The sequence below is a fragment of the Shewanella sp. 125m-7 genome, from assembly GCF_052977045.1.
In genome coordinates this window covers 25,318-39,965 of record NZ_JBRILQ010000044.1, presented here as the reverse complement: position 1 = coordinate 39,965, position 14,648 = coordinate 25,318, and the positions used below count along the sequence as shown (strand labels likewise).

Annotated in this window: 13 protein-coding genes; 9 read left to right on the top strand and 4 right to left on the bottom strand. The window is 38.6% G+C overall.

Features of this window, described 5'->3' with window-relative positions:
* Window positions 1-756: 756 nt before the first annotated feature.
* Window positions 757-1,125: a hypothetical protein gene (locus ACVBIL_RS17265; RefSeq protein WP_447168192.1), complete on the top strand. Its 369-nt coding sequence runs from the start codon at window positions 757-759 to the stop codon at window positions 1,123-1,125.
* Window positions 1,126-1,335: 210 nt separating this feature from the next.
* On the opposite strand, the gene ACVBIL_RS17260 is transcribed toward ACVBIL_RS17265, so the two are convergent.
* Window positions 1,336-2,877 (bottom strand): DUF3612 domain-containing protein, encoded by a 1,542-nt coding sequence (locus ACVBIL_RS17260; protein WP_447168191.1) that lies wholly within the window; start codon window positions 2,875-2,877, stop codon window positions 1,336-1,338.
* A 148-nt stretch (window positions 2,878-3,025) separates the two neighbouring features.
* On the opposite strand from ACVBIL_RS17260, the gene ACVBIL_RS17255 reads away from it, so the two are divergent.
* Window positions 3,026-3,535, top strand: coding sequence for a malate synthase (locus tag ACVBIL_RS17255; RefSeq protein ID WP_447168190.1), 510 nt, complete (start codon window positions 3,026-3,028; stop codon window positions 3,533-3,535).
* A gap of 380 nt (window positions 3,536-3,915) precedes the next feature.
* On the top strand, window positions 3,916-5,133 hold the full coding sequence (locus tag ACVBIL_RS17250; RefSeq protein WP_447168189.1) for an RsmB/NOP family class I SAM-dependent RNA methyltransferase: 1,218 nt from the start codon (window positions 3,916-3,918) through the stop codon (window positions 5,131-5,133).
* Window positions 5,134-5,381: 248 nt separating this feature from the next.
* Here the strand turns inward: ACVBIL_RS17250 and ACVBIL_RS17245 are convergent, their stop codons facing one another.
* The 3 genes from ACVBIL_RS17245 to ACVBIL_RS17235 form a co-directional block, all read right to left on the bottom strand.
* Window positions 5,382-6,722: an O-antigen ligase family protein gene (locus tag ACVBIL_RS17245; RefSeq protein WP_447168188.1), complete on the bottom strand. Its 1,341-nt coding sequence runs from the start codon at window positions 6,720-6,722 to the stop codon at window positions 5,382-5,384.
* Between the two features lies 1 nt (window position 6,723).
* Window positions 6,724-8,607, bottom strand: a complete 1,884-nt coding sequence (locus tag ACVBIL_RS17240; RefSeq protein WP_447168187.1) for a sulfatase-like hydrolase/transferase — start codon at window positions 8,605-8,607, stop codon at window positions 6,724-6,726.
* Between the two features lie 142 nt (window positions 8,608-8,749).
* Complete coding sequence (locus tag ACVBIL_RS17235; RefSeq protein ID WP_447168186.1) at window positions 8,750-9,025, bottom strand: hypothetical protein; 276 nt, start codon at window positions 9,023-9,025, stop codon at window positions 8,750-8,752.
* 285 nt (window positions 9,026-9,310) lie between these two features.
* Between ACVBIL_RS17235 and ACVBIL_RS17230 the strand changes: the two genes are divergently transcribed.
* From ACVBIL_RS17230 to cpaB, 6 genes are all read left to right on the top strand, one after another.
* On the top strand, window positions 9,311-10,600 hold the full coding sequence (locus ACVBIL_RS17230; RefSeq protein ID WP_447168185.1) for a L,D-transpeptidase family protein: 1,290 nt from the start codon (window positions 9,311-9,313) through the stop codon (window positions 10,598-10,600).
* Between the two features lie 40 nt (window positions 10,601-10,640).
* On the top strand, window positions 10,641-11,042 hold the full coding sequence (locus ACVBIL_RS17225; RefSeq protein ID WP_447168184.1) for a helix-turn-helix domain-containing protein: 402 nt from the start codon (window positions 10,641-10,643) through the stop codon (window positions 11,040-11,042).
* 605 nt (window positions 11,043-11,647) lie between these two features.
* Window positions 11,648-11,833, top strand: coding sequence for a Flp family type IVb pilin (locus ACVBIL_RS17220; RefSeq protein WP_447168183.1), 186 nt, complete (start codon window positions 11,648-11,650; stop codon window positions 11,831-11,833).
* Between the two features lie 64 nt (window positions 11,834-11,897).
* On the top strand, window positions 11,898-12,464 hold the full coding sequence (locus ACVBIL_RS17215) for an A24 family peptidase (protein ID WP_447168182.1): 567 nt from the start codon (window positions 11,898-11,900) through the stop codon (window positions 12,462-12,464).
* Between the two features lie 13 nt (window positions 12,465-12,477).
* Window positions 12,478-13,800, top strand: a complete 1,323-nt coding sequence (locus ACVBIL_RS17210) for an AAA family ATPase (RefSeq protein WP_447168181.1) — start codon at window positions 12,478-12,480, stop codon at window positions 13,798-13,800.
* A 29-nt stretch (window positions 13,801-13,829) separates the two neighbouring features.
* Entirely contained in the window at window positions 13,830-14,648 is an 819-nt protein-coding gene (cpaB, locus tag ACVBIL_RS17205; protein ID WP_447168180.1) for a Flp pilus assembly protein CpaB, read from the top strand.

Sequence of the window (14,648 nt, the reverse complement as noted above, 5' to 3'; positions counted from 1 at the left end):
CAATTCTTTTATAGCAGAATTAAAACAGTTATTAGCGTTTATCGGACGCGGGATGGAGCAGTATGGTAGCTCGTCGGACTCAACTCTTTATCAAATCTAGGCGAAGGTCGTTGCCAGTTCTTTTATAGAAAGCAATCCAGCTCCCGCAAGCAATTCTTTTATAACAGAATTAAAACAGTTAAACTAACATGTAGGCCAGCGAAAGCTGGTTTTTTTGTGCCTAGAATTTGTGACTATTGCCAATTCATCCATATATCTAAATCAGAATGGGTATTCATGTTGGATTTAACCGGATGCGGGATGGAGCAGTATGCTAGCTCGTCGGGCTCAATTCTTTATCAAATCTAGGCGAAGGTCGTTGCCAGTTCTTTTATAGAAAGCAATCCAGCTCCCGCAAGCAATTCTTTTATAACAGAATTAAAACAGTTAAACTAACATGTAGGCCAGCGAGAGCTGGTTTTTTTGTGCCTAAAATTTGTGACTATTGCTAATTCATCCATATATCTAAATCAGAATAGGTATTCATGTTGGATTTAACCGGATGCGGGGTGGAGCAGTATGCTAGCTCGTCGGACTTAAAAAGATTAAAGGAGTAACATGTTTTCGATTATCGATTGTGGTAAATTAAGATTACGCCAATTTGAAGCAAAAGGTTTTGAGCTATTGGCGATATATAGAGATACACCTGAATTTTGCCAAATTTCAAAGCGGATCTGATTACACATTAGCTAAAAGACGGTAGTAAAAGAAATCACCATGACAAGACCTATTTCAAACATCACTTTACCAATGCTTTTAATAGCCTGTATTAATCTTGTAGGCTGCAATATTGCGAATCATGGCTCGTTTGTGACTACGACTTATCAAGATATCAATCTTACACAAAGCTTAGTTAATCTTGGGCCCGTTCTAGGCCAAAGTTGCCAAACTAATTTTTTATACATATTGCCAATGGGTGAAAGCGTTTCATCTCCTGAGGCGATTGCGGCAGCAAAAAGCGTCATTCAAGGCACTGAGATTTTAACGGACGTGACAATTGACGATACTTTGTCAATCGGGGTTGGTTACTCACAGCAATGCATTAATGTTCAAGGTATCGCTTATGGGACAGTGGTCGAGGCTTGAGGTTGATATCAACCTATGGTTTACGCTTGCTGCAGAGCTACAGCTGTATAAAATTAACTAAAAGCGCTCGAAACTAAATTTAGATTGAGGATTAAAGTTAAGATTCAGAAATAGGAATATTATCTGTGCTGGTTAATGCGCCAACAGATGAGCAATTGTAATGCTTATCCGTTGGCGAAGTTTTAAATGCTCACAGGTAAAACCTAGATTTTATGAACCATCCTCTAAGCAAAGTGATTTTCCTGCTTCATAGCAGCTAGGCTGTCTAGGGCAGACCGCGCCACGAGCACAAATTAATCGAGCCTCGTTTTCAATTCCACGTTCTATCCAGTTAATATTTAATATTTTGGCAACGCTCATTAGATCTTTTTTAATATGAGTCGGCATCTCTACAGAGCCAGCGTTAGTTGCACATGACTGTTTCAAGTCTGCTGCTATAGCGGCGGCATTACCGCCCTGAGCATCAATCGCGGGGTTAAGGTCGATTCCTGCACATAACACGTGATTATTACCTGCCATATCTTGAACTTTTATCGACTCACAGCAGTAAATTCTGGGCTCTTCTGCGACATCTAATATCGATATTTGCGCCGATGTGCCCACTTTCGGCTCATTGATCATTCTAAACACGGCCCAGTGCTGACAGGGGTCTTCTACTACGCGCATATTTCCCCAGGGAAGGGGGATCCCATTTCCTCGATACACGGCTTTGAGTTTCCCCGGGGCGTAAGCGTCGAAATAGTGCCAGTGAGGATAAGGAGACACGACTGTCATCCTACGCATGGCCACCGAAGCCGAGATCCCCATCTTTTTATGGACATCTATTTCATAGCCGTGGCGATCAAGCAGCTGTCTGAATGGTACTTTTGGGCATAACAATGCACCGGCAAAAAAACTGGATTCAAAATCTCGCCATGCGTGTAGGATATCTTGCGCATTAAGAGTTGATGACGCAGGTTTTGTTAGCTCATCGTGTGATGCAGTATGGCGTCTCCCTGCGGTTAACACACATTTTAAGCCATCTTTATTGTGTAATACACAATGACCGATATGCACAGCTAAATCATACTTAAGCCGTGTAGGAAAAGATTTAAGCATCTTATTTAGGTAAATAGTAGAAGGAGGCTCAAAAAAAGACGTCACAACGTGAGCAGCACTGACGCCCATTTCATCGACGATTTCTTGTGGGGTTCTGTCCACCCATTTAAGTTTTAATCCTAGATTTTTAGCGATATCTTTTAAATCATCTAAAGCAAGTGGTAGGCGCTTATGGCCGACTTCTTCTGCAGCACGTTCAAGATCGGGGAAGTGATTTTGATGGTGCTCTTGATGAGCCCTAATCAGCAGATGAGCAAATTCACGTCCTGTTGTACCTGTTTGAGATAGCATTTCAGGGATAGCAATCTGTAAAATATCATTGGAAAATAGGAAGCTTGGCTCCAAAGCCATGCCGTTTATCCCACCTCGGCGGCCCTTATTTGGAGTAATCGCATCATCTTCTGGCACATCATCGAGAAACCAGTCCACCTCCTTTTGAAACACTGTGGCGATAACGGCAAGCATACCAGCGCTTGGGACTCGCTTGCCGCGTTCAATCATAGACAAGTAAGAAACAGACGGTGCGGATTCAGGGTCTACACGCACACAGCGCGCTGATAAATCTTCCATCGTGAGGTGATTGCGTTTCCTCAGATTTCTAATCTTTGTACCCAAGAAATGTGACTTTCTGATCAAGCTCTGATTATTTTTCATCTTGTAAAATTCACAGTGTAAAATTTTTATTGTGAAATTGTAATGAAAATTGCACTAGACTACAAATCAAGCAATCGGAAAACAGAATTTGTGATTGTGACTACAACGGATAACGACCTACGATATTAAAACGTAAGAGGACAGGGCCATGGAACTATCAACAATCAATAGTACTCAAGTAAATCAGAATAATAACTTCATTGGTGCGGATCTTGTTGATGTGAACGTTGTCGAAGTGGCGACTAGCAATTCAACAGGCCCCTGTGCGAAAACTTTTTTAGACGCGAAATTCCCTTTAGCAAAAGGCTCTCATAAGAATGCATGTAGCTATGTTGTCTACTACCAGCAGCTGTTGATCTTTATGGCCGATGGAACGCAAACCGGATTACGCCAACCAAAGCAGTTTGTTGCTTTAAATGGACATAAGAGTGAACCGACAGCCATTTTGCTAAACGACAATGGCACCCATGTTGAACTTACTTTTGACCGTAAAAAAGAAAATGGCTGTGAGGATCTTGCAAATATTAAAGATATTCAGTTAGAAGGGCATGAATACTGGATCAGTTTGATTGATATTGAAAAGTCAGTGGTCGCCTCTTCTATGCAAGATCAGCTATTTACCGCCAAAGATGGTAGTGACTATATTCTTAAGGGCTAGAATAAATCCTACTGTAATGGTTCTATAAAACACCGAGACTAATATTTGTTTCGGTGTTTCAGTTCTTTAAAGAGTAAATATCCCAATTTCTATAACACTATTCTGGGGGCTTATTCAGACAGGTGGCTGGTAACAGAACTAAGCGATATAGAAAGGGCACATGAGCAAATAAGTTAGGTTACGTTACGATATTGTCGTAAAAATCCAATTAAGTGTAATGGCTTAATGCGAGTCTTATTCACACTTTATGATGATAATTTCATTTTTTACTGTCAACACTGACAAGTGTCCCTTTTTCTTCGTGGTTTTTGAGCGCTTAGCTTGCGTATTATCTGCTTTACTCCTATGATCGCAGCGTTTTCTTTTCTGGGTAAATTTTAATGTTGAAATCTTCGCTATCTCCTAGCTCCAATGAGCTTGTGATCAGTATTCTTGATCTTGTCTTATCAGAGGGTAAGCCGTTAGATCGCGCTTATTCACAGCACTTTTCTGGCCTTAAATTAGAGCCGGCTGAACAAGGTCGTATCACATTCGTCGTGGGTGATATTCTGAGAAGGTTGAATCTTTACTGTTATCTTTCTGATGTGAAGCCTGAAGAGATGGCACGCTTAGGCTCGCGTTTACTTAATGTGTGGCATCTATTTAACGAATTACCGCTACCTAAAATGCAGTATGCATTACAAGTAGACGAGGCAGAACTCGCTTCTCGAGTCGAATCCGCTAAAGCCAAACCTGTTTTATGGGATGGTTGTCCAGATTGGCTTAACGAAATGGGCCAAGCACAAATGGGCGATAAGTGGCCAGCAGAGAGAGCAGCACTTAATAAACCCGCCAAACGTTTTTTACGTACCAATATTTTAAAGTGTACTCGTGAAGAACTCGCACAATCTCTTCGTAAAGAAGGCGTTGAAACCCTTGTTGTTGAAGGCGTCGATACTGCACTAGAAGTCGTATCTGATTCAGCGCTGTTTAGAACTGAAACCTTTAAAAAAGGCTGGTTCGAGCAACAAGATGCTGGTTCGCAATTAGTTGCATTAGCACTTGATGCAAAACCTGGCATGCGCGTCGTTGATGCTTGCGCGGGTGCTGGTGGTAAGACTTTATCTATTTCTGCACAGATGAAAGGTAAAGGCCGTTTGCTTGCGATGGATGTCGAGCAGTGGAAACTTGATAACCTAAAGCAACGTGCGCGCCGTGCAGGTGCTCACAACGTTGAAACGCGAATCATTGCAAGCAGTAAAACCATTAAACGTCTAAAGTTGACTGCTGACAGAGTGTTACTCGATGTGCCTTGTTCAGGTTTAGGTGTTCTAAAACGTAACCCTGATGCAAAGTGGCGTGATACCCCTGAGCGTTTACCTGTGCTTGTTGAATTGCAAAAGCATATTTTACAGAGCTATAGCCGTATGGTTAAAGTGGGCGGTATACTAGTTTACGCAACGTGCTCTATTATGCCTGAAGAGAATCGCAACCAAATCGATGTGTTTTTAGCCGACAATAAGCATTTCAGATTTATAGAAGACGAGACTATTAGCCCTGCTGAAACCGGATTTGATGGGTTTTACTTGGCTAAATTAGAGCGCATTGCTGAAGCTTAATTTCGCCGCAACAATAAGCCGTTTTAAAAAGAGCACTTAGGTGCTCTTTTTTGTCTTTAGCAATTGTAAAAATTGGTCATCTTTTAAAACTAGTGGTATTGTTAACTTACTCGCCGTTTACCGTGATTAAAACCGTCTACTACTAGCTTCATCTCTATGTTTACCAAAATATATGCCTTGCTACGTTCCCAAATTAAGTAAAAGATGAAGTTATCAGGCGATAATTAAATAAAGGTTTTGGGTAAAGATTACACTTCAGTGGCAACTACTTTACTGACTGTAGTTTTACTAGTTATAACTTTGTCGGCTTGTGCTCCAGCGACTAAAACGGCTACAGAGAGTATTAGGTAATATAGGGGCTGTGCGTGATAAAAAGTACCATCGACAAGACCATGAATAGATAAGCTAACAATAACGATAAGAGCCATTGTCGATTCGAGATTAGAACCTGACGTTTTATCTGACACCTGCTTCATTGCTGTTTGGATCATACTGTAATAGAGGTAGGCAATAAGCGCTCCGCCAACGACGCCGTAAGTGATAAGCATTTGTAAGATAACGTTATGCGGCTGTAAGCCAAATACATGTTCCGGATGGAACCTGTAACCCTCTGGCCCCAATCCAAACCAAGGGGTTTCAGTTATTGCATTAATCGTTTGAGTCCAGATAGCTATTCGATTTGATGACAATTTATTAAGGCCTTCTTCAACATTATTGACTTCGATAGAGGTAAAAAATCTGCCTGGTCCATTCCAGTTAAAAATAGAAACCCAATCGGCCAAAAATATTGAACTGATAATTAATATGAGTAGAAGAACTAAATACTTAAGCACTAATTGACGTTGATACAGCAGGTAAGCGATATAAATTGAGACGGTAGAAAAATATGCAATGAGCGAACCTCGACCACCCAACCAGATGAGAAGTGCTAGATTACTCATAAAGACAATACTTAATATGGTCATATTAGCTGAGTGATTTCGTTGCTGAAGTAGGTAAACAGATAAAATGGAGGTGCTTGCACAACAAAGATATCCTAAATATCTGATATTACTCGCGAAAGGTACAGATAATGTATTCTCATACAGACTGGACGGATAGCCGGTTAATTGCATGATAACCAAAATAATAGCAATGAAAAAAATGGTCGCTGGAATGGCCTTAAAGCAACATAACACACTGTAACGGTACTGAATTTGGCTATAGGCTAACGTTGCAAAAAACAAAAGGTGAATGGCAGTAAATAATACTGAAAAGTTAACAATAGTGTATTGAATGTCATTTGCTTTGTCTGGGTAGTTAAGCAATGTTGAGGCTATCAAGCTAATAAGCATCAACACTCCAATAATTGCCACTTTTGGTGCGATAGCTATGGGTTGATGTATGCTTTGTTTTTGATAGTGCGTAATGCGTAAAAATAGATAGAGGCCAATAAATATCAGCTCAAATTTTGCGACAGTAAAGGCCACGATAAAGGGGGCGGCTCCACCCATTAATGTGATCGCAATTGTGATGGAAATAAGCAAGGTTTTAAAGATAGTTTCGATAGGGGGTGAACAAAAGAATGGGTTAGAATTTATATGACTCATGTTATCGACCTGAATAGAGGGAAGTTGGCTGGTCGCAAATAGAGTGTGGATCAAATCCTGGATCGCCCTGATACTGCAGACAAAGCGCCGTTAACATAGGTGTCCAATTAAAGTCTCCTTCATAAGTGTTATCGGTATAAATTTTGTTGTTAGTTATATCAAGTAATACAAGCTCATTAACATTGGGAAGCATACTTAACTGCCAATTTTGAAAATAAACGGCACGCTGTTTTTTCGCAATTAAATCACTGTAATTTTCTAGCTTCATATAAGCTCTGCCATCATTTCTAAGTTCGTAATGAGAGGCGGTTTCAGACATCACTTCATTTTTATCAATAAAACTTTTATTGATTGACTTTACCGGTAGTGAAGACTCAACAAAAATGAATCTATTATTTTGAGTCATTGTTTCCTCATCGGGTAATGGAAGACCGTCTAAATGAGTCAACTCAGCAGAAGGTAGGCCCATTTCAGAGAGAATACTCGGAACGATATCGACTAATGAATAAGTCCCCTCTAATACACTTGGTGTCGTTACTACTTTGTCATCTTTGAACTTAACTTTAGCCATCAAAATGTGAGATTGTTGTTGATCTAGAATATTGGTTCCGTGACCCCAGGACTTAGGCTTAGGGATGGACGATTTTGACATCTGTATGGGAGAATATTGATCTTGATTAAAGCTTTCGCCGTGATCAGAGATAATATAGACGATAGCGTTTTTTAAGAGTCCTTTTTCCTCAAGCTTAGTAAAGATATCACTCAATTGATTATCGACGCTCTTAAGCATCTCCTTATACATATAATGATTATAATTGCCATCCCAGTGCTCTTTGGGTTCAGGAATAAAGTCTTTAGAAGTATATGGCCAATGAAGCTGGCAGTAATGTAAAGCTAGGAAATTAGGCTTGTCAACAGAGAGGTTATTTATAACGTCATCGTTAAATGAGTTAGGAGAGTACGCCTTACCATAGGCACGATTATTATAAAGGTAGGGGAGTAAAGACGCCGCATACGGATGCTGGAGAAGCACGTTCAAAAATGGTAAGTCACCAAAGCCACTGATAATGGCATCCGCCACACCGATTTTAGGTCCAATTACCGCATCGAAGCCATAGCTATAATCAATTTGGTTAAACCGGCGCTCATCAATAGCATAAGAAGTATGGTAACCCTCTGATTTCAAATGCTCAATGACCGGAAGGCGCTTATCGACAACTTCTGGTGGGGCTAGATTAAACCTGACCCCATTGTTAACTGGGTATTTGCCTGTTAATAAACTCATCCAAGCCACGTAGGTTCGACCTTGAGGCGTGTAAGCATTTTTGTAAACTATGCTGTTTTCTAGTTGGTTATTTAAAAATGGAGTGAGATTTTTATCGCCGCCAAAAGTCACTAAATGATCAGGTCTTAAACCGTCGACCCCAACAATAATAATATTAGGAGTAGACACAAGATCTTGGTACTTATCAGAAGGAATAAGCAATGGTATTGCTAAAAATAGCAATAACAATGATGAGGTCGTAATGACGCTTATCTTGGTACAAATACTTAACCAACCTCTATAAAATAAAAATAATAATGAGATCCCCATTGTGGCAAAAACTTCGGGCTGAGATAAAAAGTGACTCCTTAAGTATGATGTTAAAGAGGTTGGGTAGAGGTAGGAGCTCACGGCAACAACAAATGTAATGTTAGCGGTAACGATAACTAACCAATACAAATCTTTCTGATTTGCATTTTTAAGACTTACGACGGGAGAAATGGTTGATATGACGATAAAAACAGACCAGATGATTAACGTTATTAATATTACAAATACAAAGTAAACTAAATCAATGATTAATCCGCTGCTGGATAGGAAATTGCTATCTATATTATTCATTGTGCTTGCAAGAGAAAGAACCGAGTAGGGCTGAATTGAAGCTTTAAAGTTAAATGTGAAGATGACAAAAAGCAGTAAGGTCGCGAAGGTTCTCAACAATATACGTAGATAATTGGGGTCGTTTAGTTGCTTCAATTTACTATCAGTCATTATTAGTTGGGATATCCTCACTAACTTTTTTTGCATTTATCGGGTACTTACCTTCCAAGCCCATAAAGTCCTGTTCTTTAGAGGCTGGCCAGTCACCTAAAATCAAGTATCGCTCTACCAAAGTCGAACCAGAAGGATTATCAGATTTAATCGCTGCCGCTTTTTCATAGTCTTGCCACATAGCAGAAGTGTTTACTAGCACTAATACAACTAGCACAATACATAATGTAAAAGAGGTAGTATCGAAGCTAAAAGCACTAAATCTCAATTGAACGTCCCTCTTTTAATGGATAAAAATTTGTATTTTAATAGACATACAATTTGAGTATAGAAGAGATTTTAACGCGAGTAGAAAAATTTTGTGCACTATTGGTACAAATGAGCTTTTCGGTAAGCTAAGTAAAATAATCGTTTATTTGTTTGTAAGTATTACGCTTTCTGTACTAGACCTAATAGGTACTAGCATGGATGCCAATAAATAAAATAAAGTCGTCTTTATTTATCAGTTATGGACGATGTTTTCAATATGATTTGATAATAAATAGGCATTTAATTGGTAACAAAACACGTGTTATTCGCTACAAAGCTTTTGCTGTTGCTTGTTTTCACTCCTATCGCAGGGGCTGAAGATGGTATAAGTGACTATGAATCGCTATTGGATCTAAAAACATTAGCAACAGATATAGGCGTGACTAAGCGTTTATTAGCAGAAAAAAATATCGAAGAAACCTTATCATTACTCAATAGAAATATTTTTCAAGGTGTTGAACATAACCGTTTCGACTCCACATTTTATCAGCAAGCCATCAAAGACCATGACATCAAAAGGGTTAGAACGAAAATTAAGGAGTACAACGCCTATGCTCGTTATCAATGGCCTCAGGTGCATTTTATAGCGCTTAAACTCGGTTATAGACATCAAGAAGTGGCTAAGTTGCGCTGGATCCTTGCTCAATTAGGTGATCTTGAACCTTATTCATTATCGGCGTATAGAGAACGTATTGTCGATCCCTCTCTTGAACTGGGTATCAAACGATTTCAACGTCGTCATGGCTGTGAAGTTACAGGGAAATTAGATACGCGTACATTAGGTTACTTAAATACTGCCCCTGTTGTCAGAGTTGCCCAGCTTCAAATGACGTTAAAATACTTAATTGTTACAACCGCTAGCTCTCACGAGTATGTTGAAGTGAACCTTGCTGAGTTTATGCTACGGGTTAAAAAAGGTGGGGTTGAACAATTATCTATGCCCGTTATTGTTGGCAGCTTATCTAACAGAACCCCATTACTTAAGACTTATGTTAGCAGAATAACCATTAATCCCGATTGGACGCCACCATATAGTATTATCGCTAACGATCTTAGCTCTGCTGTATCTAAATCACCGGGTTACATTAAGAATAATGGTTTTGTGTTTAAGGAACCATCGGGTAGAACCGCTGATTTAGACTTGAAAAACATGGATATACATTCATTTAGAGAGAATATAAAGAAATATAAGCTTGTTCAGCTACCAGGTCGCAACAATGCACTCGGTCAATACCGTTTTTCCATCCCAAACAATCACTCTATATATTTACATGACACTCCAAATAAAGGCTTGTTTAATCGAAAAAATAGAGCGTTGAGTCATGGGTGTATTCGATTGTCGCAACCTGCAGTCTTTGCTAAATATTTGATCGAAAAAGAAACCGATGGAGTACAAAGTCTATTTTATAGATCACTTGATAAAACAAGTACCTCTTATTTTAGTTTGAACCGAAAGCTGCCCATATACATAGTGTCTAACTCTGTGTGGGTGGATAAAAAAGGTCTGTTGCAAATACGAGATGATTTGAAGTGATTTTCACATTTGAAAAGTTGATTGAATTAAGGTATTGAATATGGACAACTTGTGTTATGACAATAAGACATTAGTTAAGCTGATTAGAAAAGAAAAAAATGCGAGGATGAAGCTTAAGTTATTGGCTGTACTGCACTTTCAAGACGGTAAGTCTAGGTATAAAATTTCAGATTACCTTAAAGTAAGTCGAACAAGTGTTAATCGGTGGATTACGAATTATCTTTCCTTTGGATTAGAGGGATTGAAAGAAAAACCTCACTCAGGTAGACCAAGCATTTTGTCTAGTAAAGAACTAGAACAAGTAAAAAGCTATATCAACAATAAAAACAAACAAGCTAGTAATGATAAAGTAACTGGAGGAGATGTTAAAAGGTACATAGAGAAAAATTTTGGTATTAAATATGAAATTTCGAGTATCTATAAAATGATGGATCGTCTTTAAGTTATATTGTGGTTTTTAAAAGTAGCTTTCAATCTTTGATGTAACACATCTCTTTATTCCTACCCGTTCCTCCAATAACTATACAGCGCTCAAACTCGCCTATGACTACTTATATTTCAGTAGTGTTAAATTAATAATGATTAGAGTTTAACTTACACTATTTAAAATACAGTGTGTTACACGATTAAGTATTATTTTAAACCTAAAAAAGTTGAATAAATTTATGGTCTATTTTTACATTGTTGCTACTTTAGTGTGGTTCTAAAGTCGTGATGAAATTTATGTGTTACTTGGCAACGGATGACCTCTACTTAGCTTTATTATCCCAAATAAGCGTGTTCGACCAGCTTTTTGGTTTGTGGCGATATATTGTACTGACTTTTTTGCTGGAACTGATAGCCATTTCCATTGTTATGGCATCTGGCTTTGCTAGCAGGTTGATTTGCAGTGGATCAGTAAATTATTCAATGTAGAGATATGGTGATCTGTTTGCTAGTTTTATTAGTAGCGTTACGCAGGGAGCAAACAGGCTTGCTACCGTAACGATAAAGAATTACCCGTTCTGGTTCTTAATTGTGGTAATAAATTTTATGGTGGAGATTATTATGGATATTAAAAGTTTACTAAAAGAGTTTATTGAAGATGAAAGCGGTCTCACTGCAGTTGAATACGCAATTGCTGGTGGATTAGTTGTAGGCGGCATGATCACTGCATTTTCAGACTTAGGTACAAGTGCTTCAACGAGAATAGAATGTTTGGAATCAGCTGTTAATGGAAATGATTCTTGCTAATTATCTCAAGTTGATTTTGCCCATCTGATGATGGGCTTTATTTAACGGATGGAGTTATTTCAAAATGGATAATTCACAATTACTATTTCAAGTTTTTTTTACTGCTTTTTTTTTGATCGTTGCTGTGATTGTTGATTTGAAGTGTGAACGAATTCCTAATGTCCTTTCTTTTATTATTATTGTTACTGGGTTTTCAATTAATGGATATTTTGGAGGTCTGAACGGATTGTTGTTATCAACTTCAGGTTTCTCATTGGCCTTTGTAGTTTTATTGCCCACCTTTATTTTAAAAGTTTTAGGTGCGGGAGATATTAAGTTGATGATGGGCGTTGGAGCATTAATGGGGCCAAGTCTATTAATTTGGAGTATTGCTTACGGCATTGTTGCTGGCGCATTAACTAGTTTATTACTTATATTATGGAAAACAGGCTTTAGTGGTTGTTATAAATCACTAAAAAGATACTGGGATTGTTTTTATTTAAGAACGTACTTTAAACCTGAAGCTGATGAAGCTGCAGGTCAAACAGTGCCTTACGCTCCCGCACTGGCAATCGGTTGGTTATGGGCTTGTTCACTGAACCCTGAAATTAGTCATCTCTATGCTGTGGTTAGCCAGTCTTTGATTTCATAGGAAGTTAGAAAATATGACTCCTACTCAAAATAACACTCAAGATACAACAGTACTATCTATAGATAGTTTAACTAATACGCTAGAAAGCAATTTAGCACCTCGCCCAATTAATATAGAGCAAACAGGTTTAAGTGAATCGCTACTGCTTGATTTGTTGACAAAACACCTTTTATCTAATGGTGTGTTAACAAAAAAACAGCTGACTAAGTTGATGGGAGTGACGGGTGGTATTATTCAACAGCTACTTGATACGGCAAAAACGTTGGCTTGGGTGGAAAATAGGCAAACAACAACAGATGGACAGATGCGTTATGCATTAAGTTTGGGCGGAGAAACCCATGCTAAGCAAGCGTTATCAAGGAATGGATATTTAGGGTTGGCACCGATCCCTTTGAATCAATATTCACGTGTTTGTAAGGCTCAATCAAGTCGAACCCATCCTATTACCTTCGAAATGTTAAAAAAGGGGTTATCGGCACTGGTATTACCGAAAGATCTTCTGTTTAAAATTGGTCCTGCGATGAATTCGAGTCGACCGGTATTAATTTATGGCCCCCCTGGCACAGGGAAAAGTTATCTTTGCCGACATTTAAATTTGACTTTGAGTGATTCCGTTCTCATTCCTTATGCATTAGCCATTGGTAACGAAGTCATTCAAGTTTTTGATCCTGAGTTGCACCATAAAGTTAAAAAAGAAGACATTAATACCCTCAAACTTACAGAAGGTGATGATCCTAGGTGGTTAAGGTGTGAGAGGCCTTTACGAATTACGGGGGGAGAGCTAACAGCCGACATGCTTGAAGTGCAGTTTGACTGCCATAGTCGTACTTACATGGCCCCGCTGCAATTAAAAGCAAATAATGGGATTTTATTATTAGATGATTTGGGTCGTCAAAAGATCAGTGCGAAACAGTTATTTAATCGTTGGATTATTCCAATGGAAGAGCGAAGAGATTATTTAAGCCTGCAATCAGGCGAGCACTTTGAAATTCCTTTTGAACTTATTTTGTTATTTTCGACTAACCTTGATCCAAAAGAATTAGTTGATGAGGCCTTTTTAAGACGATTGGGTTATAAAATTCATTTTGATGCTTTAGATGAAGAGCTATATAGGAAAATATGGTTCCAAGTTTGTGATGATTTAAATTTAAGTTGTACAGAGGAAGTCTTTCAGTATTTATTAATTGAATATCATAAGCGCTATGGCAAACCTCTAATTCCTTGCTATCCGCGTGACCTATTAGGAATTATGTCAGATCAAATAAGTTTTATGGAGTTTGAACCCATTGTCACTCCGTCTTTAGTTGACTCTGCTTGGTCGATTTATTTTGTATAATATTTTTTGATTTTAATTAGGAGCGACAAATGAATAACAAAACAGTCTTATTTGTCATTTTATCATTAGTATTTGGTGTCACTGCGGTTTACCTTGCGCAAAACTGGCTAAAATCGAACGGCCAAACTGAAACGGTTGGAGCAACCGCTAATGTGATTACTATGGTGGCAGAAGTCCCTTTAGGAACCATTATTGAAAGGAAGCATCTTGCTTTAACCTCTGTACCCGAAAACTTGGTTCCAGAAGGTGCGATATTGGATATTGCTCAAGCAGAAGGTCAAGTTGTTAAACATCGATTGTATCAGGGGGAAGTGTTACGTAAAGAACGTATAACCCCAAAAGGGGAAGGTAGTACCTTAGCGAGCTTGATTACGCCTACAATGCGTGCAGTGACAATACGTGTAAATGATGTTGTGGGTGTAGCGGGTTTTCTTCTTCCTGGTAATAGAGTCGATATTATTAACATTATTACTAGCGGTGGTTTAAGAACTGACGTCGTTCTTTCTAATGTAAAGATTTTGGCGATTGATCAACGTGCATCTAATGATGAAAACAAACCCGTTGTAGTCCGAGCCGTAACGTTAGAGTTGAGTTTGGAGCAAGCAGAAACGTTAATGATAGCCCGAAGTCGTGGTTCACTGCAGTTAGCGCTACGAAACCCTAACGATACAGCTGTTATTGAGCTTGCAGATATTGAAGCAGATCAAAGTAAAACTCCGGAATTATCTGTAGATAATAGAGCTTCACCAGTGAAAGTTGCCCAGGTCACCACAGAAAAAAGTAATGAAAAAGAAAAAGTATTATTGCTTAAAGGCATGAATGAGCAAGAGATTAAAATAGAAAATTAA

Coding starts and splice junctions, on each gene's coding strand:
- ACVBIL_RS17265 (WP_447168192.1), top strand. CDS start 757: ATGACAAGACCTATTTCAAACATCACTTTACCAATGCTTTTAATAGCC.
- ACVBIL_RS17260 (WP_447168191.1), bottom strand. CDS start 2,877: ATGAAAAATAATCAGAGCTTGATCAGAAAGTCACATTTCTTGGGTACA.
- ACVBIL_RS17255 (WP_447168190.1), top strand. CDS start 3,026: ATGGAACTATCAACAATCAATAGTACTCAAGTAAATCAGAATAATAAC.
- ACVBIL_RS17250 (WP_447168189.1), top strand. CDS start 3,916: ATGTTGAAATCTTCGCTATCTCCTAGCTCCAATGAGCTTGTGATCAGT.
- ACVBIL_RS17245 (WP_447168188.1), bottom strand. CDS start 6,722: ATGAGTCATATAAATTCTAACCCATTCTTTTGTTCACCCCCTATCGAA.
- ACVBIL_RS17240 (WP_447168187.1), bottom strand. CDS start 8,607: ATGAATAATATAGATAGCAATTTCCTATCCAGCAGCGGATTAATCATT.
- ACVBIL_RS17225 (WP_447168184.1), top strand. CDS start 10,641: ATGGACAACTTGTGTTATGACAATAAGACATTAGTTAAGCTGATTAGA.
- ACVBIL_RS17220 (WP_447168183.1), top strand. CDS start 11,648: ATGGATATTAAAAGTTTACTAAAAGAGTTTATTGAAGATGAAAGCGGT.
- ACVBIL_RS17215 (WP_447168182.1), top strand. CDS start 11,898: ATGGATAATTCACAATTACTATTTCAAGTTTTTTTTACTGCTTTTTTT.
- ACVBIL_RS17210 (WP_447168181.1), top strand. CDS start 12,478: ATGACTCCTACTCAAAATAACACTCAAGATACAACAGTACTATCTATA.
- cpaB (WP_447168180.1), top strand. CDS start 13,830: ATGAATAACAAAACAGTCTTATTTGTCATTTTATCATTAGTATTTGGT.